Here is a 23,702-nt window from a genome sequence, read left to right as displayed (position 1 = left end):
CCGATGGCGTTGCTGGAAGGAACAACGGCGCCGGAGATGATGTTGTTGCCGTACAGGAAGGAACCGGCAACGGGCTCCCGGATGCCGTCGATGTCGACGGGAGGAGCGGCGATGAAGGCGATGATGAAGCAGATCGTGGCTGCCAGGAGGCAGGGGATCATCAGCACACCGAACCAACCGATGTAAATCCGGTTGTCGGTGGAGGTGACCCACTGACAGAAGCTCTCCCAGGAGCTGAGACGTCCGCTGCGAACAGCCGTGGCCATTGGAGGTAAGAGGACGGAAGGAAACGGCTTCTTCACCCTCCACTCGCCTCAGGCAGCAACGGAAAATCCGCCAGCATCCGCAGCGAGAGAGCAGCAAAAGGCACCGTACAAAAACGCTAAGGAAGAGCTGCCGAAGCGAGGCACGCGTCCTCCATCTCTTCGCAGATGTTCAACAGAAGCGCTCCGAACTTCACGCAACTACATCATTCAGTAGATCAAACGCAACAATCCCCAGGCCTAAGCCCTTAGCCAAAATCCTTAGGCCGTGGCCTGGCGCAGCACCCACTGACGGCCCTGGTGGAGGAACGCCGGCCAGTCGAGCCGTTCGCTCTCGGCGGCCCGTGCCACCAGCAGGGGGGCCTGCAGACGGATCGCCTGCAGATCCGCTTCCGCCACGCCGCTGCTGAGGGCCAGCACATCGGCCATCGCCCGGGCCACCACCCGGGTGAGATACGCACCGCTGAGCGCCTGCAGGCTGCTGCCCACCAGCCAGGCGCTGCCCTCCAGCCGCATCACGCTGGCGAGGGCCTGGCCGGTCCACTCCACCACCCCCAGCGCCAGGGCAGCACGGGCCAGTTCGGTGGCCGCCGCCCGCAGCTGCTCCATCCCCCAGGGGCAATCCCACAGCCGGGCCATCTCCTGCAGCATCAGCCCGTTGGCCACGGCCAGCACCAGCAGATCCACGCTGGGCAGCGGTGCGGCGAACACGCCGGTGGCCACCAGCCACTGGGTGCGTTGCACGAGAGCCTTGCAGCGCTCACGCCGCAGGCGCTCCAGTAAACCCTGCCATTCGCCGTGCAACCGCTCGAGCTGGCGCTGCTCGGTGCGGTGCAGCAGCGCGTGGCCCTGCTGGCGGAGCTCCTGGGCCAAGGGCGTCAGGGCAGCAGGCAGGGCCTCGGGCTGGCCGCTCCAGGGCAGCAGCCGCTCCCGCAGAGGCGCCGGCAGCTGGGCCTGCAGATCGGCCACCAGCTGCGGCTCCTCACCCACCACCAGCAGCCAGGCGGGCTGGCCGGCAGGCAGCGTCTCCAGCCAGCGCAGATCGGCGGCCTGCAGCGGCGGGTGCACCGCATGAAGCAGCAGGTCGCAGCGGGGGAAGGGGGCCGGCCAGCTCCAATCGGGGCTGTGGGACGCCAGCGGATGGCCCCAGTGCAGGGTGATCGGCAGGGGCGCGCGCACGCCCTGCACCAGCGGGCCCTCCAGGGCACGCTCCAGCGGACGCAGGCCCACCAGCCCCAGATCGAGGGCCTGGCGGTGCTGGCGGCCACGCAGCTGCTGGAGCTGGTCGCGGCGCTGCTGCTGGGCCGCCTGGAAGGTGTCGGAGGCGGTCGTGGTGGCGCTCTCCAGCTGCTCGAACTGGGGCAGCAGCCCCTCACAGCGTTCGATCCAGCCGCTCCAGGAGCTGGGCAGCTGGGGCGTGATCGGGCCGCGTGGGCGCCGCCACCACCACCAGGCACCGGCTGCCGCAAGCAGGGGGAGGCCGCCCGAAAGGGGGGTGTGCAGGCTGTCGAGCAGCAGCCAACCGCCGAGCACGGCCGCGGCAGGGGCCGCCACCGGCAGGAAGGGAATCAGGCCGCGCCAGGAAGCGGCCTCCAGGGGGCGAGCGGAAGAAGGCAAGGAGAGCAACGCCCGCTGCGAACGAACGTCAGCATCTTTAGCTCAGCTCCTCTCCCCTGCCCAGGGGCTCAATAGGTTGGGGGCAACCGAGCCAGGCCCGGGGGCCTCTCCGATGACGGCTGAGCGGATCCGTCCCGACACGGGCGCCCAGGCCCCGAAGGACGTGGCCGACGGGGGGCTGGCCCGTGAAGGCGCCGCCCATGGAGACGCGCCCCGCTCGGCCGTGGCCGACAACCGCGAAGCGGTGAACACGGTGCTGCTGATCGCCTTGAGCGTGAACGTGGCGATGAGCTTCCTGAAACTGTTCGTGGGGCTGTGGAGCGGTTCGCTGGCGGTGCTGGCCGATGCGATGCACAGCGCCACCGATGGCCTCTCCAGCCTGCTGGGGGTGATCACCAACAGCCTTTCCGATCCACTCCCCGACCGCGACCACCCCTACGGGCACCACAAATACGAAGGCATCGGCGCCCTGGCGATCGCGGTGTTCATCCTGTTCGCCTGCATCGAGATCCTGCAGTCGGCGGCGCAACGGGTGCTGGGCGGGCTGGAACCGCTGCGGCTGGAGAACGGCGCCTTCGTGCTGCTGGTGGTGTCGCTGCTGGGCAATATCCTGCTGGCCCGCTACGAACGGCAGCAGGGGCTGCGGCTCAAGAGCGCCCTGCTGCTGGCGGATGCCCACCACACCACCAGTGACATCTGGACCACCTTGATGGTGCTGGCCGGCCTCGGCGGCGCCAGGATGTTCGGGCTCAACTGGCTGGATGTGGCGGTGGCGGCGCCCCTGGCCCTGCTGCTGGTGCGCTCCTGCTGGCAGGTGGTGCGCACCAACCTGCCCTGGTTGGTGGATCACATCGCCATCGCCCCCGAGGCGATCCACACGGTGGCCATGGCGGTGCCGGGAGTGTTGAACTGCCATGACATCGCCAGCCGCGGGGTGCTCGGCCAGCAGGTGTTCATCGACATGCACATGGTGGTGGACGCCGACGACCTGCCCACCGCCCACCGCATCACCGAACGGGTGGAGGAACGGCTGGAGGAACGCTTCGGGCCAGTGCGCTGCACGATTCACCTGGAACCGCGCGAATATGCGCGTTCGGAGATCACCTTTCGCGGAGCCCATGGCTGATCGCAACCGTGAGCTGATCGCACTGCTCACGCCCCGCCAGCAGGTGCGCGTGCGCCAGTTGCTGCTGGAGCAGCAGGGCCATGCCAGCTGGCACGGCGGCGTGCCGGTGCTGGTTCTCGATCGCTGCTGGCTGCGGCTGCGGGTCACACCGGTGGAACACCTGGCCCGGCTGTTGCCGCCCGACAGCACGGCGGAGGCGCCGGAACTCGTGCGTTTCCGCGAACTGCGCCAGCAGGGGTTCAGCGAAGGCGCCGCCCAGGCCCGCTGCTGGGAGGAGTTCGGACCCGCGGCCTGCCAGCTCGCCCTGCACCGCCACTGGCAGGCCCTGGAGGGCCCTCATCACGGCTGGACGCTGGCCGCCTACCTGGCCTTCCTGCGCACCTACCGCGAGCTGTTCGCGGCCGGCCAGGAGCGGCCGCTGCCGCTGGTGGTGCTGGGCCGGCGCGGCAGCCAGGAGCCGCACCGCATCCACTGGCTGGTGGAGACCGGAGCCCTTGATGCGGCACACTTGCCCCCTGATTGAAGGCTTGCGGCCATGGCCGACCTGGAGAACGCATCGGTGCCCACAGACGCGATGCCCACCGACTCTGTGACCACCGAAGCGGTGACCACAGACGTGGTGACCACCGACGTGGTGCCCGTTGAGGCTGGGCAACAGGTGCAACGCCGGGGCGGTGGTCGCCCGCCGGGCGGTGGCAGGGAAGCCGGCAGCCACCGCGAGAGTGGCGGCCTGCGCATCCGCCTGAGCGAGAACGAGCAACGGGCCGCCAAGGTGGTGCAGGAGGCCTTCCAGCTGCGTTCCACGATCGCGGCGCTGGGCTTTTCGATCCGCACCGTGGCCCAGCTGCTGGAGCAGGGTGCGCTCGATGCACTGGTGGCCGAGATGCGCGCCCAGGCGGGCAACCGGCCGGAACGCAGCCGCCCCGAAGGCGGGCGCTCAGAAATGGGCCGCTATGGCGAAGGCGGCGAAGGCCGGCGTGGCCGGCGCGAGGGCTCCGGTGAAGGACGTCCGGAGGGGCGCGGCGAGCGCCGCGTGATCAGCCGGCCCGATCCCTTCGCCCGCCCGAGCCGGCCGGAGCCGGTGCGTGAACCCGAGCCAGTGGCCGAAGCCAGCGCCCCCGTTGAGGAACCCACCCTGGCCGACGACGCTGCTGACACCAGCAGCCCACACACCAGCGACGCCGAGGCGCTGCCCACCGACGCCGAGACGCAGCTGTGACGCTTCGGCCACGTGTGCTCTCGGGCGTGCAACCCACCGGATCGCTGCACCTGGGCAACTGGCTGGGGGCGATCCGCAACTGGGTGCAACTGCAGGACAGCCACGACACATTTTTCTGTGTGGTGGATCTGCACGCGATCACGGTGCCGCACGATCCCGCCCTGCTGGCGGAGGCCACGCGCCGCACCGCCGCCCTCTACCTGGCCTGCGGCATTGATCCACAGCGCTCCACGGTGTTCGTGCAGAGCCAGGTTCCGGCGCACAGCGAGCTCACCTGGCTGCTGAACTGCGTCACGCCGCTGAACTGGCTGGAGCGCATGATCCAGTTCAAGGAAAAGGCACGCAAGCAGGGCGACAACGTGTCGGTGGGGCTGCTCGATTACCCCGTGCTGATGGCTGCCGACATCCTTCTTTATGACGCCGATCTGGTGCCGGTAGGCGAAGACCAGAAGCAGCATCTGGAGCTCGCCCGCGACATCGCCCAGCAGCGCATCAATGCCCGCTTCGCGCCGGAAGACCAGCCGCTGCTGAAGGTGCCCGAGCCGTTGATCCTGGCGGAGGGTGCGCGGGTGATGAGCCTGATCGACGGCCGCAGCAAGATGAGCAAGAGCGAACCGAATGAGGGCTCACGCCTGCACCTGCTCGATCCGCCCGAGCTGATCACCAGAAAGATCAAACGCGCCAAGACCGATCCGGTGATGGGGCTGGAATTCGGCAACCCCGAACGCCCCGAAGCCGACAACCTGCTCGGGCTCTTCGCCCTGCTCAGCGGCAAGACACGGGACACCGCTGCCGCCGAATGCGCCGCGATGGGCTGGGGACAGTTCAAGCCATTGCTGGCGGAAGCCGCTGTGGCCGCCCTGCAGCCGCTGCAGGAGCGTTATGCCGAGATCCGCCGCGACGAGGCCTACCTGAGCGATGTGCTGCGCGAGGGCAAGGAGCGGGCGGCAGCCGTGGCCACTGCCACGCTGGAGCGTGTGAAGGCAGCCCTGGGCTTCTTGCCGGCGGCCTGATCAGGAGGGCGATGCCGCGTTCCTTGATGACTGACGTTGCTTTTTACCCAAGCCAATGCAGACATAGCCCCTGGCGTACCTGCTTTGCTGAGCAGTGAGTGGCACGATGCGACTGATAAACCTTTCGCCATGATTAACACAACGAAACCAAACTGGAAATCGTGAGGATTGAGTGGGGCAAGCTATGGCTTCACGCTCCTCTTCGTCTTGGTCGCGCGTGAGCAGCCAGGCTGCGGTATGCCGCTCAAGGCTCCCGGTACACCACGCGACCACGTTCATCATTGCCCACATCGAGCAGATGCTCATGCAGCAACTCTTCGATTTCGGTGCGCACGGCGTCGTGGTCGGTGCCGGCGGGCAGTGTTACCGCGAGGATCGCGTCATTGAGGGTGAAGCCAACACTGCCGGAACTGCGGGCCAACACGAGCAACTGGCGCGCCAACGGCTCCGGACGGTTGGTGTCGGCTTTGGCGAGGGCTTCCTGCAACACCAGCGGTTGGTTGGCCTGCTCGATCATCGAGCTGATCAGCAGCGCATCAATCAGTTGGCCGATGCCGCAGAAGCCAAAGGTGAGCAGCCACAACACCCCGCTCAGCGGCTTGCGGGCGTAAAAGCGATGCAGACCGCACAGGCCGACGAAGCCGCATGCCCAGAACAGATAGCCGAGTGCCACGTGGCGTCGCTCGATCAGGGGGCTCGCCATGCTCAAAACCAGCGATGCTCACAGCGGATCCCCGATGCTATCGGGGCTCTGGCTGGGCTCCGGCCTGGCGTGGTGTCATCCGTCTCCAGGGGGCGGCGGGGGGAACAGGGCCGGTTTCTGGCGGTCCGGGGGCAGGGTCACCCCCGCCTCCCGCAAGGCTGCCGACAAACCCCACACCTTCATCACAAGGCGGTGCCACGGGGCCATTGCCTGCATGTCGAGGGCGAGGGTTTCACTCATGGCGCCGCGCAGTGCTCGTGCCGCCATCAACTCCTGCAACGAGCGCGTAAGCATGGCATCAAAATCCCGCTGCTCCGTGGGCCCCAGCACCGTTTCCGGGCAATAGGCCAGCAGATCTTGGCCCCGCTCGAACCAACGCTGAAAATCATCCAGCAACGAATCGAGCACTTGATTGAGCAGCGGACCAGCTCCCGCAGGCTGCGAAAACGGTGAGGGAGAGTCGGGAATCGGTGTGCTCCAGCTCGTGGACAGCCTAGGAACACAGCCCGCTTTCGGCAGAGCGGCGGCTGGCGTACTGGCGCAAACTGTGGTGCGCCGGACCCACGCTTGCAGGTGCAACGCAGGATCAGCCAAGGCGGCGGCCACATCCGTGCGGGATCGCGCGGCTCCGGGCGGAGTGGCTCGGATGGGAGACCGAGGCGGGGCCTTAGGCCGTGCATGCTCTCCCGCAGTCCGGCCCTTGATTCTGTGGCTCCAGCCAACGGCCGCTACAGCTTTCAGCAGCGGCTGAGGAACAGAACGGGCATGGGGCCGCTTCGGCTGATCTCACGTGTCAGCGTCACATCAAAACGATCGAAGAAAACCAGGTGTGTGCTCCATGAGGGCACATCTGTGGCAGCGCATGTGTTGTTGGCAAGCTGGATGCTGACCCAATACCACTGGTCAGAATTGCTGGATACGCCGTAGAGAACGTTCTTGTCTGAATACTGGGCAAGTTGATGATTGCCAGGTCTGTAACAGCTGCAGATCGGGATGGCGTGGATCGTTCCGTTCAAACGGAATGGTTCCCTCCGGCACCATGCTCCAATCCAGCGAAGAATAGGCTCCTACCCTGCGCAGCCGATTGTCGCTGTCAAGCATGGAGGTGGCAGCGATCGCCAGCGCGTCGGTGCCATCACGCAAAGTCCGGAGATTATTGACGCGATCCCTTACGAACAGATTGAACCTGTGGGGATGCACAGCAAGGCCATGGCCCAAGAGGGTGGTGGGATCCAGAGAATGAGAAAGCACCTGTTCCTTCTGCATAGAACGAGTGATCCAGTAGAGGCGATTACACGAGCTCACCCGAAAGAGCAATGCATTCGCCGGCGCGGCAGCGGCCACGCCACTGACCACGGTCCTGGACGCAGCTGTGTCCCTGGATCCAGCCACCTTGTCGCTGCATCGGGTTCTCCGCATCCAGCCCTGCCTGGCAGTGCCCGCAGATTCGGTCACTCGTCCAGCAGTACAGACACTTCTCAGGTTTTCAGCATTCTCTCAACGTCCCACCTGAGACAGGCCTCCTGGCGCCAGGGGCTCCGAAGCGGCCGGCCAGCGGCAACCGCCGCACCCAGGGGATGGCAGCGTTCCTATCACTAGGAGGATCAACAGCCGATGCTTAGAGTTGAGGGTCTTCTGGCCCGTTGCCGTGCCTACCGCTTCCCCTGCCGCCGAGCCCGCCAGCCGCTCTGGGGAAACGGCCACCACCCCGGTGCTGCTGCCCAAAACGAGCGAAAGCCCGCAGCTGCTCAAAATTCGCCACTCGATGAGCCACGTGCTGGCCATGGCGGTGCAGAAGCTGTTTCCCCGGGCGCAGGTCACGATCGGCCCCTGGACCGAATCCGGCTTCTATTACGACTTCGACCATCCCGAACCCTTCACCGAAGCCGATCTCAAGGCGATCAAGAAGGAGATGGGCAAGATCATCGGCCGCCGCTTGCCGCTGGAGCGCATCGAGGTGAGCCGCGCTGAAGCGGAGGCGCGCATCTCGGCCCAGAACGAGCCCTACAAGCTGGAAATTCTCGCGGGCCTCATCGAGCCGATCACCCTCTACACGCTCGGCGAGGAGTGGTGGGATCTCTGCGCCGGGCCCCACGTGGCCAACACCAGCGAGTTGAATCCCAAGGCCTTCGAGCTGGAAAGCGTGGCCGGCGCCTACTGGCGCGGCGATGAGAAACGTGCCCAGCTGCAGCGCATCTATGGCACCGCCTGGGAAACAGCCGAGCAGCTGGCGGAGCACCAGCGCCGCAAGCAGGAGGCTCTGCGCCGCGATCACCGCCGGCTCGGCATCGACCTCGACCTCTTCTCCATAGAAGACGAGGCCGGTGCCGGCCTGGTGTTCTGGCATCCGCGCGGCGCCCGCATGCGGCTGCTGATCGAGGATTTCTGGCGGCAGGCGCACTTCGCCTCCGGCTACGAGCTGCTTTACACGCCCCATGTGGCCGATCTGAGCCTCTGGAAAACCTCCGGGCACCTGGATTTCTACCGGGAGAGCATGTTCGGCCCGATGGATGTGGATGAGCGGCAGTTCCAGCTCAAGCCGATGAACTGCCCCTTCCACGTGCTCACCTACGCCAACACCCTGCGCTCCTACAAGGAACTGCCGATCCGCTGGGCGGAGCTGGGCACGGTGTACCGCTACGAGCGGCCAGGGGTGATGCACGGTCTGATGCGCGTGCGCGGCTTCACCCAGGACGACGCCCACATCTTCTGTCTGCCCGAGCAGATCGGCGATGAAATCCTCGGTGTGCTCAACCTCACCGAAACCATCCTCTCCACCTTCGATTTCCAGAACTACGAGGTTCATCTCTCCACCCGGCCAGAGAAATCGATCGGGGAGGATGCTGTGTGGGAGCTGGCCACCGCCGGCCTGGTGGAGGCGCTCGATCGCAAGGGCTGGGCCTACAAGATCGATGAAGGGGGCGGCGCGTTCTACGGCCCCAAGATCGATATCAAAATCGAGGATGCGATCGGCCGGTTATGGCAATGCTCCACGATTCAGCTGGATTTCAACCTGCCCGAACGCTTCGATCTGCACTACGTGGCCGCCGATGGCCAGCGGGCGCGGCCGATCATGATTCACCGCGCCATCTTCGGCTCGCTGGAGCGCTTCTTCGGCATCCTGGTGGAAAACTACGCCGGTGATTTCCCCTTCTGGCTGGCACCGGAGCAGATCCGTCTGCTGCCGGTCACCGATGAGGTGCTGCCCTATGCCCACACCGTGCTCGCCCAGCTCAACGCCGCTGGAGTGAGAGCCACGCTGGATCGCAGCGGAGAACGGCTCGGCAAGCTAATCCGTAAGGGCGAGCAGATGAAGATTCCGCTGCTGGGCGTGATCGGCACCCAGGAAGCCGAGCAGGGCAGCGTCAACCTGCGCAGCCGCCGCAACGGTGATCTTGGCGCGGTGGCCCTGGCCGAGCTGCTGGCCGCAGCCGCCCAGGCCAACAGCGTGCGTGCGGCGGGTCTGGAGTTGCCGGTCGGCTGAGCCCTGGGCCCTGCGGCGCGTCGTCACCGGGCCTGGCAGCATCCCACCACGGCGCACCTTCCCCATGCCCATCCTGCTGGCCGGCGATATCGGCGGCACCAAAACCCTGCTCGCCACCTATGCCGTGCGGGAGGGTCAGCTGGTGCAGCTGCGCTCGGCCCGCTATGCCTCGGCCGCCTGGAGCGACTTCAGCGCCATGGTGCGTCACTTCCTGGCCGAAGGTGACCAGGGCACAGAGACAGGTCCGCCCCGCCAGGCCTGCTTCGCGGTAGCGGGGCCGGTGCAGAACGGCCAGGTGAAGCTCACCAACCTCGCCTGGCATCTCGATGCCGGCGCCCTGGCCAAGGCCTGCGCGTTCGAGGCCGTGGAGCTGGTGAACGACTTCGCCGTGCTGATCCATGGCCTGCCCCATCTTTCGCCCGAGCAGCAGCAACCGCTGCGCGGCAACGCCCACCCGGCTGCCGCCGCTGCCACGGGGCCGGTGGCCGTGCTCGGCGCCGGCACCGGCCTGGGGGTGGCGATCGGCGTGCCCGGCCCGCACGGCCCGATCGCCCTGGCCAGCGAAGCGGCCCATGCCGCCTTTGCGCCGCGCCAGGAGCAGGAATGGCGCCTGCGCCAATGGCTGCTCAACGAGCTGGAACTGGAGCGTGTCTCGATCGAGCGGGTGGTGAGCGGCACCGGGCTCGGCCATGTGGCGCGCTGGATGCTGCGGGAGCGCGATCCGGGCGGCAGCCACCCGTTGCACGCCCCGGCCGAGGCCTGGTGGCAGGCGGAGAGGCAGGGGCTGGCGGAGCGGCCGGATCTGCCGGCCCTGGTGGCCCAGGCGGCCCTGGCCGGGGAGGCGCTCGCTGCAGCGGCGCTCGATCTCTGGCTTGGGGCCTACGGCAGCGCCGCCGGCGATCTGGCCCTGCAGACGCTCTGCAGCGGCGGCCTGTGGGTGGGCGGCGGCACGGCCGCCAAGCTGCTGCCCCAGCTGCGTTCTCCCGTCTTCCTGGAGGCCTTCGGGGCGAAGGGGCGGCTCTCGCCGGTGCTGAAGACGATTCCGCTGCGGGCGCTGGTGGATCCGGGGGCTGGCCTGTTCAGCGCCGCCTGCCGCGCCCGCACCTTGATGGGCTGAGCGCAGGGCCGGAATGGCGGGCGTGGAGCAGCGGGCCTGTATCGGCGCGCACCGGCGAATGGGACACTGAACCCATCACGGTCAGCAGGAAGGGAAGGAACGCATGGTCAGGCCCCGCATCGGGCAGGGAGTGGCGGTGGATGTCCCCGCCACCACCGCCAACCTGGGGCCGGGGTTCGATTGTCTCGGCGCCGCCCTCGATCTCAACAACCACTTCCAGCTCACCTGCATCGAGGGGGATGGTGAGCGCTTCGAGCTGATCATCGAAGGCAGCGAGGGCGCCCACCTGCGCGGCGGCCCCGACAACCTCATGTACCGCTCGGCACAGCGGGTGTGGAAAGAGGCGGGCGAACAGCCGGTGGCGCTCGAAGCGCGGGTGCGGTTGGCGGTGCCGCCGGCGCGAGGCCTGGGCAGCAGTGCCACCGCAATCGTGGCCGGCCTGATCGGCGCCAATGCGCTGGTGGGAGAACCGCTCAGCCGCGAGAAGCTGCTGGAGCTGGCGATCGACATCGAAGGCCACCCCGACAACGTGGTGCCCTCCCTGCTCGGCGGCCTCTGCATGACGGCCAAGGCGGCGTCGCACCGCTGGCGCGTTGTGCGCTGTGAATGGCATGAAGCGGTGAAGGCCGTGGTGGCGATCCCGGCGATACGGCTTTCCACCAGCGAGGCGCGCCGGGCCATGCCGCGGGTGGTGCCGATCCCCGATGCGGTGGTGAACCTCGGCTCGCTCACCCTGCTGCTGCAGGGCCTGCGCACCGGCAGCGGCGATCTGATCGCCGATGGCATGCACGACCGTCTGCATGAGCCCTACCGCTGGGGCCTGATCCAGGGCGGCCGGCAGGTGCGGGAGGCGGCGCTGAACGCAGGGGCGTGGGGGTGTGTGATCAGCGGTGCCGGTCCGACGCTGCTGGCGCTCAGCAACCGCGACCAGGCCGCAGCGGTGGGCCGGGCGATGACCCAGGCCTGGGAACGGGAAGGGGTGGCCTCGCGCTTTCAGGTGCTGGATCTGCATCTGGGTGGCAGCCGCTGGGAGCCCTTGCCCGACCGCAACTGAACCCGGAGTTCGCCACAATTCCCGCCGACGCCACGGCGGATCCCTGCTGCGATCCGTGTCCACAGCCCTGTTGAGTAGAACTACTCAGCACCGTGCGTGTAACTGATAAATTCTCCGGGTTGCACCGCCCCAGCGGCGGCCCGAACGTTCCCCTCGCAGGCTGAAATGGACGCCAATCTGCCCCTGACGGCCGCGTCCTCTCTCCCTGCTGACTTTCCCTGGCTCACTCTGATCGCCCTGATCCCGGCGGCGGGGGCCCTGTTGATGCCCCTGGTGCCCGGCGATGGCACCGATCCCCGCGCTCCCCGCACCATCGCCCTCGGGGTGCTGCTTGTCGACCTCCTGCTGATCCTTTGGGTGTTCAGCCAGCGCTTCGACAGCAGCCTCAGCGGCCTGCAACTGGTGGAGCGTGTGCCCTGGCTGCCCGCCCTCGGCCTGGAATGGTCGCTGGCCGCCGATGGCCTCTCGGCACCGCTCGTGGTGCTCAGCGGCCTGGTCACTCTGCTGGCGGTGGCCGCCAGTTGGAACCTCAACCGCAAATGCCAGCTCTATTTCGGCTTGCTGCTGCTGCAGGCCTCCGCCCAATCGCTGGTGTTCCTCTCGCAGGATTTCCTGCTCTTCTTCCTGGCCTGGGAACTGGAGCTGGTGCCGGTGTACCTGCTGATCGCCATCTGGGGCGGCGCCCAGCGCCAGTACGCGGCCACCAAGTTCATCCTCTACACCGCCACAGCCTCACTGCTAATCCTGATCAGCGGACTGGCCCTGGCCCTCGGCGGCGATGGCTTCACCCTCAACCTTCAGGAACTCAGTGAGCGCTCCTACGGCGGCAGCTTCGCCCTGCTCTGTTACCTCGGCTTCCTGATCGGCTTCGGCGTGAAGTTGCCGATGTTCCCCCTGCACACCTGGCTGCCGGATGCCCACGGCGAAGCCAATGCGCCGGTGTCGATGCTGCTGGCCGGCGTGTTGCTCAAGATGGGCGGCTACGCCCTGCTGCGCTTCAACGTGCAGATGCTTCCCGACGCCCATCTGCGCCTGGCGCCGGCGTTGATCGTGCTGGGCATTGTCAACATCGTGTATGGCGCGCTCAATGCCTTCGCCCAGGACAACGTCAAACGGCGGATCGCCTGCAGCTCGGTGAGCCACATGGGCTTCGTGTTGCTCGGCATCGGCGCCATCGACACCCTCGGGCTGAGCGGGGCCATGCTGCAGATGATCAGCCACGGCCTGATCGCCGCTTCGATGTTCTTCGTCACCGGTGTGTTCTACGAGCGCACCAAAACCCTGTCGATCCCCAACATGGGCGGCCTGGCCAAGGTGCTGCCGATCACCTTCGCCTTCTTCCTGGCCAGCTCCCTGGCCTCGCTGGCGTTGCCTGGAATGAGTGGCTTCATCAGTGAAATCACCGTGTTCCTGGGGGTCACCAGCAACGACAGCTTCACGATCGGCTTCCGTGTGATCACCATCATCCTGGCCGCCATCGGCCTGGTGCTCACCCCCGTCTATCTCCTGTCGATGAGTCGGCGGGTGTTCTTCGGCCCCAGGATTCCGGCCCTGGCCGTGGTGGGCGACATGAAGCCCCGCGAACTGGTGATCGGCCTGGTGCTGCTGGTCCCCACCCTGGCGATCGGCTTCTGGCCCCGCCTGGCCATTGATCTCTATGGCGCCAGCACCAACGCCCTGGCCGAGAAGCTCAGCGCCCACGCCCAGCTGGCCCTTGGCCGGCTTCCCGTCCTGGGCTGAGCCGCCGGCGGCTGCACCGCTGGGGTGAAATGGGTCCACACCACCCCAACGCTCCCCGGCGATGCCATCCACCCTCGAAGCTCCTGTGGCCCTGCTGGTCGGCGAGGGCCTGCCTGACTACGCAGCGATCACTCCCGAGCAGGTCAGCGCGCACATGCCCGGCCTGCTGGCCGAGCTCGATCAGCAGCTCGACCGGCTGGAAGCAGAGCTCTCGGCAGCTCTCGAGGCCGAAGCTCCGCTGAATTGGCAGCAGGTGATGGGGCCGCTGCAGCGGCTGGGCGAGCGGCTGCGCTGGAGCTGGGGGGTGGTGAGCCACCTCAACGGCGTCTGCAACGGGCCGGAGCTGCGCACCGCCCATGCCGGCCAGCAGGCCGCCGTGGTGGCCTTCGGCAATCGCGTCGGCCAGAGCAGGGTGCTCTACCGGGCGCTGGAAACCCTCCAGGCCAGCAACGACCTCGATGACACCCAGCAGCGCATCCTCGCGGCCGAACGGCGCGACATGGAGCTGCGCGGCGTGGGGCTGGAAGGCGACGCCCAGGCCGCCTTCAACGCCACCAGCCAGGAGCTGGCCGAGCTCTCCACCCGCTTCGGCAACCAACTGCTCGATGCCACCAACGGCTGGAGCCTGCTGCTCACAGAAGCGGCCGAGGTGGAAGGGTTGCCCGAAAGCCTGCGCGGGCAGCTGGCTCAGGCGGCACGCCAGGCCGATCACCCCGAGGCCAGCGCCGCCGAGGGCCCCTGGTTGCTGGGCCTCGACATGCCCCGCTATGCCCCTTTTCTCAAATACAGCCGCCGCCGTGATCTGCGCGAGCGCCTCTACAAGGCCCATGTGAGCCGGGCCTCCGGCGAAGACGGCGGCAACGGGCCGCTGATCGAGCGGATCCTCACCTTGCGGCGCGAGCAGGCCCAGCGCCTGGGCTACGCCCACTGGGCCGATGTGAGCCTGGCCGCCAAGATGGCCGGCTCGGTGGAGGAGGTGGAGCGGCTGCTGGAGGATCTGCGTGCCGCCGCCCATCCCGTTGCCCTGCAGGAACTGGCCGAACTGCGCGCCTGTGCTGTCCGCGCCGGCGCCACTGAAGCCGAGGACCTCCAGGCCTGGGATGTGAGCTTCTGGGCGGAAGTCCGCCGGCAGGAAGCCTTCGCGCTCGACAGCGAGGCGCTGCGCCCCTGGTTCCCGCTGCCGCGCGTGCTGGATGGTCTGTTCGGCCTCTGCAACCGGCTGTTCGGCATCCGCATCAACGCCGCCGATGGCGAGGCGCCGGTGTGGCACCCCGATGTGCGCTACTTCCGCGTCGACGACGCCGGCAGCGGCGAAGCGATTGCAGCGTTCTATCTCGACCCCTACAGCCGGCCCGACAGCAAAAGGGGCGGTGCCTGGATGGATGAATGCCTGGTGCGCAGCGTGACGGACGACGGCCGGCCGGTGCTGCCGGTGGCTTACCTCGTGTGCAACCAGAGCCCGCCGGTGGGCGACACCCCCAGCCTGATGACCTTCGAGGAGGTGGAGACCCTCTTCCACGAGTTCGGCCATGGGCTGCAGCACATGCTCACCACCGTGGAGCGCCCCCAGGCGGCGGGCATCAACAACGTCGAGTGGGATGCGGTGGAGCTGCCCAGCCAGTTCATGGAGAACTGGTGCTACGACCGCGCCACCCTGCTGGGCATGGCCCGCCACTGGCAGAGCGGCGAGCCCCTGCCCGAAGCGGAGTTCGCCAAGCTGCAGGCGGCCCGCACCTTCATGACCGGCGCCGCCACCCTGCGCCAGGTGCACCTGGCGCTCACCGATCTGCGCCTGCACAGCCAGTGGACCCCTGAGGACGGCCGCTCACCGGAAGCACTGCGCCGTGAGATCGCTGCCACCACCACCGTGATCGCCCCGATCCCTGAAGACGCGCTGCTCTGCTCCTTCGGCCACATCTTCGCCGGCGGCTACGCAGCCGGCTACTACTCCTACAAATGGGCTGAGGTGCTCAGCGCCGATGCTTTCAGCGCCTTCGAGGATGTGGGTCTCGAGAACGAGGAGGCCATCCAGGCCACCGGTCGCCGCTTCCGCGCCACGGTGCTGGGGCTGGGGGGCAGCCGCCATCCGGCCGAGGTGTTCGAATCCTTCCGCGGCCGGCAGCCCTCGCCGGAAGCGCTGATCCGGCACTCGGGCCTGGTGGCGGTGGCCTGAACCTGCCTGTTCAGGGGGCCAGCAGCACCAGCCGCAGCGCCTCCAGCGAGCGCGGGTCACTGAGGATGTGCTGGTGCAGGGTGGGCGGCAGCGGTGTGCACGGCCCTACCGGCAGCACGCCCCGCCAGGCCGGTATCACCACCTGGTCCAGAGGCGAGTAGTAGCTCTGGCACTCCACCCCCTCAAGGCCGCTGAGATCCCCGTTGAGCTCGCGCACCAGCGGGCTGCCCAGCTTCATTTCGGCGATGCCGCCCACCAGCCAGGAGGGCCATGGCTGGGCGACGATCGTGCCCTGCTGGGGGCTGCCGACGCTGATGAAACGCCGCGTGCGCTGATGGCCACCCAGCAGCTGGATCCAGGTGCGACCGATCACTCCGCCCATGGAGAAGCCGAGCAGATCAATCGGCTGATCCGGGCCGAAGGCCGCCTCGATCGCCGCTCCGAGCCGCTCCGCCAGCGGCCGCATGCGGGTGGCCCCGAGCCGGTGGGGCAGGTGGGGGATCAGCAGCGGGTCGCGGGCGCCGGCCAGCTGGCGGGTCAGCCGTGCGAACAGCCGTGGGGTGTCCCAGAGACCGTGGACGAGAACAAGGGGGGGAAGCGCCGTCATCGGGCCATCCTGATGGCCGGGGGCTCAGTGGCCGCTGGAAGCAGAAGTGGCAGGTGCAGCAGGAAGCCCCACCGGCTGGCCGATCCGCTCCGCGTGCCGCCAGCGCTCCACCGCCACGCTGCCACTGAAGCCCGGCACAGGGGCCCGGCACTTGCGCAGCTCCAGCCGCTGCGGCACCGGGCCGTACAACCGCTCGATCGTGTTGAGCATCTGCTCCGCAAAGGCCTCCAGGGTGAGGCAGCGCAGCTCCCGGGCCAGCCGCTGCAGGGCCTGGATCGCCACGCCGTAATCAAGGCATAGACCCAGAGCATCGGCGCGCCCCGCCGGCGCCAGTGGCCACCAGAGGGTGAGATCCAGCTCGAACCACTGGCCCAGCAGGCGCTCCCGCTCCAGCACCCCCACATGGGCCCAGAGCCGGAGGCCCCGCACGTGGATGGCGTCCGCGCCAAAGCCTGCGGGGTGGCCGGCAGGCTCAACGATGGGGTGGCTGGGCGTGGCGCTGGCGGGTTTGCCGGGCGGGTTTGAGGCGGCAGTCACAGGGGGAGGGAGCGGTGCATGAAGCGCTGATCGCCGCGGGCGTAATCCGCCACGGTCTGGCCATGGCCGCGCAGGCGGTAGCGGTAGGTGACCAGACCCTCCAGCCCCACCGGCCCACGCGGGGGCAGGGTCTGGGTGCTGATGCCCACCTCCGCCCCGAGGCCGTAGCGGAAGCCATCGGCGAAGCGGGTGGAGCAATTGGCGAACACCCCGGCACTGTCGACGGCGCGCAGGAACTGCTCGGCTGTGGCCGGATTGGCGGTGCAGATCGCCTCGGTGTGGCGGGACCCGTAGTGGGCGATGTGGGCCAGCGCCGCCTCCAGGTCGTCGACCAGCTTCACCGCCAGGACCAGATCGGAATACTCCGTGCCCCAGTCCTCGTCGCTGGCGGGGAGCGGCACGCCGAGGGCGCAGGCGCGGGGATCACCGCGCAGCTCCACCCCCGCCGCCGCGAAGGCCGCCACCGCCGGCGGCAGGAAATCAGCAGCAATGGCGCGATGCACCAGCAGGGTTTCGATCGCGTTGCAGGCGGCGGGGTACTGGATCTTGGAATCCAGGGCCACCCGCAGCGCCTCCTCGCTGTTGGCCTCCGCATCCACGTACAGGTGGCAGATGCCGTCGGCGTGGCCCAGCACCGGCAGACGGGTGTTGTCCTGGATGAAGCGCACCAGGGCATTGGAGCCGCGCGGAATGATCAGATCGACCAGGCCCTCAAGCTTGAGCAGGGCGAGGCTCTCCACCCGGGAGGTGAGCAGATCGAGCACCTGCGGTGACACCGCACTGGCGGCCAGACCCTGCTGCAGGGCCCTGTGGATGGCGGCGCAGCTCAGGCGGGCTTCCCGGCCCCCTTTGAGCAGGGCGCCATTGCCGGAGCGCACCGCCAGCGCTGCGATCTGCACCAACGCATCGGGGCGCGCCTCGAAGATCACCCCCACCACCCCGAGCGGCACCGTGATCCGCTCCAGCACCAGGCCCTCATCCAGTTCCGTGTGCAACTGACGTTGGCCGAGCGGGTCGCTCAGGGCCGCCAGCTGACGCACCCCCGCCACGGCCGCCGCCAGCTTCGGGCCATCGAGCACCAGCCGTGCCGCCAGCGCCGCCGGCAGGCCATCGGCCTGTGCCGCCTGGCGGTCGGCTGCATTGGCGGCCAGGATTTCAGCGGACGCCTGCTCCAGTGCCGCCGCCATCGCCTCCAGCGCCGCCTGGCGCTCGGCGTCGCTGCTCTGGGCGAGCTGACCCGCCGCTCGCCGCACCGCCAGGGCGCGCTGCAGCAGTTCTGGGGAGGGGTCAGGAACGGGGCTGGTCATGGCCCCATCTTCTCAATCGGTGGGCGGCAGGGGCGCGAGACGATCGAAGGCCAGCCGGGCGGCGCCGAGCCGGCCCGCCCCGTTGCCGAGGGCACAACGGCGCAGACGCAGGCCCTCGCGGCTCTCCGGCATCACCCGTTGCTCCACCTCCCGCCAGACCGCCGGCAGGAAGTGGTGGCTGGCGCCGCTCAGGCCACCGCCGAGCAGCACCAGCTCAGGCGTGAGCACATAGAGCAGGGAGCTGAGGCCCGTGCCCAGCAGCTGGCCGTAGCGGTCCCACACCGCCAGGGCATCGGCCTCACCCGCGTCGGCACGGCGGCAGAGCTCGCGGGGCTCCAGCAGCGACAGGCGCCGCAGGCCATTGATGCTGCAGAACTGTTCCAGCGAGCCCCGGTTGCCGCTGTGGCAGTCGGGACCCTGCGGATCCACGCCGATCAGCCCCGGCTCGGCCGCCGCCCCGTGGGGCCCGGTGAACAGCTGGCCGCCCAGCAGCACCCCGCCCCCGACGCCGGTGCCCAGGGTCAGCAGCAGCACGTGGTCCTCGCCGCGCGCCGCGCCGCACCAGGCCTCGCCCAGCAGGGCGCAGTTGCCATCGTTGGCCAGCACCAGCGGCCGATCGAGTCGGGCCTCCAGCCAGTCGGCCAGCGGCACCCGGCGCCAGCCCGGCAGGTTGATGGCGATGCGCGCAACGCGACCGGACGCATCGACCGGGCCGGGCACGCCCACGCCCACAACGGCCGCCTGCCGCTCTGGGTCGAGCTGCTCGATCGCCGCGGCGATCGCCATGGACACGGCGCCGGGCATCGGTGGCTGGGGGGTGGGCAGCTCCAGCTCTGCCAGGGCCTGGCCCTTGCGATCAACGCGGGCCAGCTTGATGGCCGTACCGCCGACATCCACCCCGATGGCCTGATCTGCCGCGGAGGCTGCCGGCAGGGGAGAGGGCCGCGGAGCCGTGCAGGCCAGGCTTAGGGCGGAAGCCTCGAGCGCGCTGGCAGCCCTGGCGGACGTTGAGGCCTTGGATGGGGCGTCGGCCATGGGCGGGGGCGATCAGAACCGGAAGAAGAATTGCAGCTGGGTTTGCCAGCGACCTTCCGCATCCACCGATCCCTGCAGGCCGTAGGTGTCGTTGACCTGATAGCGCAGGGTGAACTGGGGGGGGATGTCGCTGCGGTTCGGTGCCGCCAGCATCGAGAGGTTGATCCGATCGGTAAGGTCCAGGCCGAAATCGGTGGCCAGCACCAGCTGGGAGGGCACCCGCCCGTTGCCCCTGTTGGGGTTCTGGCTGTCGGTTGGCACCACGTAGCTGGGGTAGATCGCGAAGCTCACCCGCTGGCCGAGCGCATCGGTGAGCGTGCTCACCAGGGGTGAGAGCAACGACTGGCCCAGCACAGTGGCCAGGGCCGCGCCCGCATTGCCCCCGGTGAGGCCCGCCAGCGAATTGCCACCGATCAAGGCCACCAGCCGCTCCTGGGACAGCGGCGGATTGCTGCGCAGCTCCAGTGATTCACCGATCCGGTCGGCCGGACCGCTGATCTTCATCACCACCCGCACCAGATTGAGCTGGTCCAGCGGGGTGAAGCCGCCGCGCAGGTCCTGTTCAGTCACGAAGCCCGGGCTGCGGCCCACCTCCAGGCTGTTCGACACCCGGGTGCGCAGGGCGATGTCGAGGAAGGGCACCAGGCCCAGCGACGGGGTGAACACCGCCACGTTGGGCGCATCGGGATCGAGCGTGAAGGTGGTGGTGAACAGCGTCAGGCGGCCGCCCCTAAGGCGCACCACACCGCGGGCCTGCAGGCTGCTGTCGATCGGCCCGTTGAGGGTGAGCAGACCAGTGGTGCGGAAGGCCGCCACCGGGGGCATCACCACCTCCAGATCAGGGCCAAGGTTCAGGCGCAGATCCTCCAGCTTGAAATAGGAAAGATCGGGCACCGAGCTGCGCAGCGCCTCTCCCGAACCCGTGTCCACACCTGCCCCCATCAGCACCAGCGGCTGCTGGAAGTCCCAGTTCGACTCCAGCAGGGTCTGCATTGCCACCGGCCTCACGGCCACGGTCTTGCCTTCGCCACCCTCGATCTGCTCCGACTGGGCTAATTGACCGGGCTGCACGTTGAGCTTGCCGCGGCTGACATTCACCTCTCCGCCCACCAGCGGCCGCAGCAGGGTGCCGGTGACGGTGAGCAAGGCATCGGTCTGGGCGTTGAGGCGCGGCACGCTCAGGCGGGCGGTGGTGAGTTCCACCTGCAGCGGCTTCTCCTCCGGCAACGGGGTGAACAGCCGCAGGCTGCCGGCGGCCTTGATCGCCCCCTTCTGCCCCACCTGGCCGCTGAACTCCTGCACCAGTAGCTGCTCGAAGTCGAACAGCACGGTGGCTTCCAGCCTGGTCACCTCCTGACCGGCCAGCAGCAGCTCGCCGCCTCGGACGCGCAGGAAGCCGTTGGCGGAGGGGTCGTCGAGGCTGCCGCGCACCAGCAGCTCCAGATCGGCGCTGCCCCTACGCCAGAGCAGTTGCTTGCCGCCCAGGGCCGTGAGGAAGCGCAGGCCATCGCCGCGGCTGGAGAGCCGCAGCCGCAGGCCGTCGCTGGCGGGATCCAGCGGCACCCGCGCGCTCAGATCCACGCTGTCGGCGGCACCATCACCACGCAGGGAGGCCTGGGCCGACACAGCGGCTTCATCGAGGCTCACCTGGGCGTTCTCCAGCACCAGCGGCATGCCGTTGAGCGAGCCGTCGCGCAGGGCCACCCGGGTGGTGAACTGTGGCTCCGGTGCGGACCCAGGCCGGCCCGCGCCACCGATCCGGAAGCGGCCTTCCAGATCGATCGTGCCGCGCAGCCCATTGGGAACCGGCGTGATCAGAGCCAGCAGCCCCAGCGAAAGACCTTCCAGCGCGAACTGGCCCAGGCCGGGTCCGAGCGGCCCCTGCAGCCGCACCACGAAGGGCTCCAGCTGCAGGGCCTGATCGCGGTCGTCGCCCTTCAGCCACAGGTGACCCTTGGCGTTGAGGGTCAGCCTGAGCGCGGCGAGGTTGGGTCCGGCCAGGGTGCCGTCGAGATCCACCAGGCCGCGCAGCAGATCGGTGCGGAACTTCGGCCTGGGCGCCATGCCGGCCTGGGCGGAGTCCTCGAGCCGGGCGCGAGCCGCCGCCAGAGCTGCCAGTTGATCGGCCACGGTGCCGCCCAGGGTGTCGATCGCCAGCACACCCAGATCGCTGGCGCGTCCCTGAGGCGGCCCCACCACCCCGCCGGTGCGGGCGCGAAGCTGAAGCACCTGCTCGAAGAAGGCGCTGGTGAGCGAACGGCCTTCAAAGGCGAGCTGGAGCGGGCCACCGCCACTGCCGGAGGCCCGCAGGTTGAGCTGACCACCGCTGAGCGGATCGACCCGGCCACGGAGCCGGTAGCGGCCCTGGCGGAGGTCACCTTCGGCCACCAGCTCGCGGGCGAGCAGCCCCAGCAGCGCCGGGCGCTCCACCTGCACCCGGCCGTTCATCGTGAGCGGCGCCAGGCCCACCACCCCTTGACCGCTCAGCAGCCCCTGCAGCGGCTCGCGGCGGCCTCCTCGGGTGGTCTCTAGCCGCAGGCCGTTGAGGGGCAGGCCGCGGGCCTGCCAGCGGTACTGCTCCCGGCTGCCATTGAGCGCGAGCGTGCCCCCCTGGCGCTGCAGGCTCACCTGCCGCGGCAACCAGGAAGTATCGAGGCTGGCGGTAAGCGAGCCGGGCAGGGCGGTGCCGGTGGAGCGCATGCTCAGCTGGCTGCCGCTGCCAGCCGCCACCAGCCGCCCGGTCCAGCGTTCCCGCAGCTGCAGCGGACCGCTGCCCAGGTCGGCCACTTCCAGGCGCAGATCGGGCCGCAAGGCCGCCAGCGGACCGCGCAGGCTGCCGCGGGCCCCCAGCGTGCCGAACAGGCGGACTCCCACCAGCGGACTGAGGCGCTGCAGGGGATAGGCGGGCAGGTCGAGCAGCAGGTCAAGATCACCCGCCACCAGCCCGCGGCGGTTCTGCCAGCGCAGCGGCAGGCGCCCCTGGGCGGTGAAGCCCGGCGCCGTCAGGTCGTCGAGACGCAGCAGCCCGTCCCTCCAGCCCAGCTGCGCGATGGTGGCCCCCAGCACCGACCGACCCTCCACGCTCACACCGGCCGGAGCCCGCAGCACGGCCGTGAGCGTGTTGGGCACGGCAGGACGGCCACCCGCCCTAGCGGAGGCGGCACGGGCCAGCAGGTCGAGGCTCAGCAGCGGGCGGCCCTGGCGGGCCAGCGAGCCCTGCAGGCGTGGGGCCAGCAGCGTTCCCGACGACTCCAGCTCCAGCGACAGCGGCTCCTGACGGCCCAGCAGCGAGCCCAGCCAGGGGGCGGCGCTCCAGAGGCTGGGGTGCAGCGAGCCCGACCGACTGCGCACCGCCAGCCTGGGCCAGAGCGCACCGTCGGCCACCAGCTGGGAACGGCCGGACGTCAGCTGTAAACGCCGCAAGTCCACTGCCAGGGAACGGCGCCGGTCCACCTGCAGATCGGCGCTGAGCGCCAGCGGTGCCGGGCTGGTGGGCGTGCCTTTGCCGAGCGGAACCCGGCCGGTGAGCTGCACTCTTGGTTGCAGCCAGGGCCCCTGAACCTGCAGTTGCAGGCGATCGCCGCGCCGGGGATCTTCAGCACCGCCGGTGAGGGCGAAGGAACGGCCCGGCACCAGCGAACCAGCGGCGCTGCCGCGCCAGTTGGCCATGCTCCAGCGCATGGGATCGAGGCTGATCTGGTCGTCGCGGCAGCGCAGCTGGGCGCTGCCGGCTTGCCAGGGGGCGGGCAGCTGGGGGTCCTGCAGCTGCAGTCCGCCCAGGCGCAAGTTGCCGCCGCAGCGGAAGCGACCGGCTTGCTGCGGCAGTGTCAGCGACAACGACAGGCGGCCATCGGCGCGACCGCTGAGATGGCGCCCGCCGGCAACCCCTGGCCGCGCGAAACCGATGCCGGCCGGCAACAGGCCCGCAAGGGGCCCGAGCTGCACCTGCCGCAGCCGCAGCGCCAGATCAAGCTCGCGGCGGTCCCACTGGAAGCGGCCCTCGGCGCGCAGGCGGCCGGCAGCAGCGCCAACGGCTTGCCTCAGCCCGTCGCCGGCTGCAGGCCGTCCGGCGAGAGCCGCCGGCTCAGGCTTGCGGGGCAGGCGTTGCGATCCGTTGAGGCGCCAGTTCACCAGGCGCTTCTGCAGGTTCACCGCCACCGAGCCCCGCAGCCGCAGGTGGAGCCCCGCCGGGGCAATGGTGACCGGCGTGGAATCGGCGAGGTGCACGTTCAGGTTCAGCCGCGGCGGCTGTCGGCCGGCGACGGTGCCGCCGAACACCCAGTACTGGCCGGCGGCATTGCGGACGAGATCCATCTCGGCGCCCCTCGCCGTGAGCTGGAGGGTGGGGGTCCAGGTCTGCAGGCTTCCCAACGGATCCAGCCCCACAGTGAGGGAGCGCACCTTCACACTTGACCCGTCATTGGGGCCGGGGCTGAAGCGGCTGGCGCCGATCGCCATGCCCCAGGGCCGCAGCCCGTCGTAGGGGCCGAGTTCAAGGGGATGACCCAGGGCGCGGGTCAACTGACGTTCAAGGTCGGGGCGCCAGCGGTCGTAGAGGCTGCGGCCGATGTGATCGGCGCCGAACCAGCCCGTGGCCACCAGGCCTGCACCGAGCACTGTGGCCACCACCAATGGACGGCGCCGTCGCCGCCGGCCCACGGCCTCTGCCACGGCCCCTGCATTGCGCTCAGCGTCGTCCCCCATCGG

Annotated in this window: 18 protein-coding genes and 1 pseudogene; 9 read left to right on the top strand and 10 right to left on the bottom strand. The window is 69.1% G+C overall.

The window, feature by feature from the left end; genetic code table 11:
• Together ACWJI3_RS13460 and ACWJI3_RS13455 are read right to left on the bottom strand one after the other, a co-directional pair.
• A pseudogene (locus ACWJI3_RS13460) lies at positions 1–266 on the bottom strand (photosystem II q(b) protein); the annotation flags it as partial.
• Between the two features lie 258 nt (positions 267–524).
• Entirely contained in the window at positions 525–1,880 is a 1,356-nt protein-coding gene (locus ACWJI3_RS13455) for a YcjF family protein (RefSeq protein ID WP_480203930.1), read from the bottom strand.
• 112 nt (positions 1,881–1,992) lie between these two features.
• On the opposite strand from ACWJI3_RS13455, the gene ACWJI3_RS13450 reads away from it, so the two are divergent.
• Genes ACWJI3_RS13450 through trpS form a run of 4 tightly spaced genes read left to right on the top strand, consistent with a single transcriptional unit; the run spans position 1,993 to position 5,238 of the window.
• Positions 1,993–3,006 carry a cation diffusion facilitator family transporter gene (locus tag ACWJI3_RS13450; protein ID WP_255100841.1) on the top strand — a complete coding sequence of 338 codons (1,014 nt, stop codon included), beginning with the start codon at positions 1,993–1,995 and terminating at the stop codon, positions 3,004–3,006.
• Positions 2,999–3,529 carry a hypothetical protein gene (locus tag ACWJI3_RS13445; RefSeq protein ID WP_255100840.1) on the top strand — a complete coding sequence of 177 codons (531 nt, stop codon included), beginning with the start codon at positions 2,999–3,001 and terminating at the stop codon, positions 3,527–3,529. Before ACWJI3_RS13450 ends, ACWJI3_RS13445 begins: the two co-directional genes overlap by 8 nt.
• Positions 3,530–3,541: 12 nt before the next feature.
• Positions 3,542–4,225 (top strand): hypothetical protein, encoded by a 684-nt coding sequence (locus tag ACWJI3_RS13440; protein ID WP_480203929.1) that lies wholly within the window; start codon positions 3,542–3,544, stop codon positions 4,223–4,225.
• Positions 4,222–5,238 carry a tryptophan--tRNA ligase gene (trpS, locus tag ACWJI3_RS13435; RefSeq protein ID WP_480203928.1) on the top strand — a complete coding sequence of 339 codons (1,017 nt, stop codon included), beginning with the start codon at positions 4,222–4,224 and terminating at the stop codon, positions 5,236–5,238. Before ACWJI3_RS13440 ends, trpS begins: the two co-directional genes overlap by 4 nt.
• A gap of 244 nt (positions 5,239–5,482) precedes the next feature.
• Here trpS and ACWJI3_RS13430 read toward each other — a convergent pair whose 3' ends face one another.
• The 3 genes from ACWJI3_RS13430 to ACWJI3_RS13420 all read right to left on the bottom strand — a co-directional run bounded on the left by ACWJI3_RS13430 (position 5,483) and on the right by ACWJI3_RS13420 (position 7,285).
• Positions 5,483–5,941, bottom strand: a complete 459-nt coding sequence (locus tag ACWJI3_RS13430) for a TM2 domain-containing protein (protein ID WP_094512907.1) — start codon at positions 5,939–5,941, stop codon at positions 5,483–5,485.
• A 75-nt stretch (positions 5,942–6,016) separates the two neighbouring features.
• Positions 6,017–6,349 carry a DUF2605 family protein gene (locus ACWJI3_RS13425; protein WP_233132991.1) on the bottom strand — a complete coding sequence of 111 codons (333 nt, stop codon included), beginning with the start codon at positions 6,347–6,349 and terminating at the stop codon, positions 6,017–6,019.
• A 495-nt stretch (positions 6,350–6,844) separates the two neighbouring features.
• Positions 6,845–7,285 (bottom strand): hypothetical protein, encoded by a 441-nt coding sequence (locus ACWJI3_RS13420; protein WP_480203927.1) that lies wholly within the window; start codon positions 7,283–7,285, stop codon positions 6,845–6,847.
• A 304-nt stretch (positions 7,286–7,589) separates the two neighbouring features.
• Between ACWJI3_RS13420 and thrS the strand changes: the two genes are divergently transcribed.
• The 5 genes from thrS to ACWJI3_RS13395 all read left to right on the top strand — a co-directional run bounded on the left by thrS (position 7,590) and on the right by ACWJI3_RS13395 (position 15,509).
• On the top strand, positions 7,590–9,425 hold the full coding sequence (thrS, locus tag ACWJI3_RS13415; protein WP_480203926.1) for a threonine--tRNA ligase: 1,836 nt from the start codon (positions 7,590–7,592) through the stop codon (positions 9,423–9,425).
• A 64-nt stretch (positions 9,426–9,489) separates the two neighbouring features.
• A complete protein-coding gene (locus ACWJI3_RS13410) occupies positions 9,490–10,542 on the top strand; it encodes a glucokinase (protein WP_480203925.1) in 1,053 nt (350 codons plus the stop codon).
• A gap of 103 nt (positions 10,543–10,645) precedes the next feature.
• Positions 10,646–11,596, top strand: coding sequence for a homoserine kinase (gene thrB, locus ACWJI3_RS13405; RefSeq protein WP_094512909.1), 951 nt, complete (start codon positions 10,646–10,648; stop codon positions 11,594–11,596).
• 165 nt (positions 11,597–11,761) lie between these two features.
• On the top strand, positions 11,762–13,336 hold the full coding sequence (locus tag ACWJI3_RS13400; protein WP_255139795.1) for an NAD(P)H-quinone oxidoreductase subunit 4: 1,575 nt from the start codon (positions 11,762–11,764) through the stop codon (positions 13,334–13,336).
• Positions 13,337–13,397: 61 nt separating this feature from the next.
• A complete protein-coding gene (locus ACWJI3_RS13395) occupies positions 13,398–15,509 on the top strand; it encodes a M3 family metallopeptidase (RefSeq protein WP_480203924.1) in 2,112 nt (703 codons plus the stop codon).
• A gap of 10 nt (positions 15,510–15,519) precedes the next feature.
• Here the strand turns inward: ACWJI3_RS13395 and ACWJI3_RS13390 are convergent, their stop codons facing one another.
• Genes ACWJI3_RS13390 through ACWJI3_RS13370 form a run of 5 tightly spaced genes read right to left on the bottom strand, consistent with a single transcriptional unit; the run spans position 15,520 to position 23,699 of the window.
• A complete protein-coding gene (locus tag ACWJI3_RS13390) occupies positions 15,520–16,116 on the bottom strand; it encodes an esterase/lipase family protein (RefSeq protein WP_255100832.1) in 597 nt (198 codons plus the stop codon).
• Between the two features lie 24 nt (positions 16,117–16,140).
• The gene (locus ACWJI3_RS13385; protein WP_480203945.1) at positions 16,141–16,596 is read right to left on the bottom strand and encodes a dihydroneopterin aldolase; all 456 of its coding nucleotides are present in this window, start codon (positions 16,594–16,596) and stop codon (positions 16,141–16,143) included.
• Between the two features lie 53 nt (positions 16,597–16,649).
• Positions 16,650–17,960 (bottom strand): glutamate-5-semialdehyde dehydrogenase, encoded by a 1,311-nt coding sequence (locus tag ACWJI3_RS13380; RefSeq protein WP_480203923.1) that lies wholly within the window; start codon positions 17,958–17,960, stop codon positions 16,650–16,652.
• A 12-nt stretch (positions 17,961–17,972) separates the two neighbouring features.
• Positions 17,973–18,995: an ROK family protein gene (locus ACWJI3_RS13375; protein ID WP_480203922.1), complete on the bottom strand. Its 1,023-nt coding sequence runs from the start codon at positions 18,993–18,995 to the stop codon at positions 17,973–17,975.
• Positions 18,996–19,007: 12 nt separating this feature from the next.
• Positions 19,008–23,699, bottom strand: coding sequence for a translocation/assembly module TamB domain-containing protein (locus ACWJI3_RS13370; protein ID WP_480203921.1), 4,692 nt, complete (start codon positions 23,697–23,699; stop codon positions 19,008–19,010).
• Between the last annotated feature and the right edge of the window lie 3 nt (positions 23,700–23,702).

This window comes from Marcopretia estuarina LEGE 06307, from assembly GCF_056633115.1.
The sequence above is the reverse complement of the archived record's forward strand: the minus strand, read 5'-3'. Positions and strand labels throughout refer to the sequence as shown.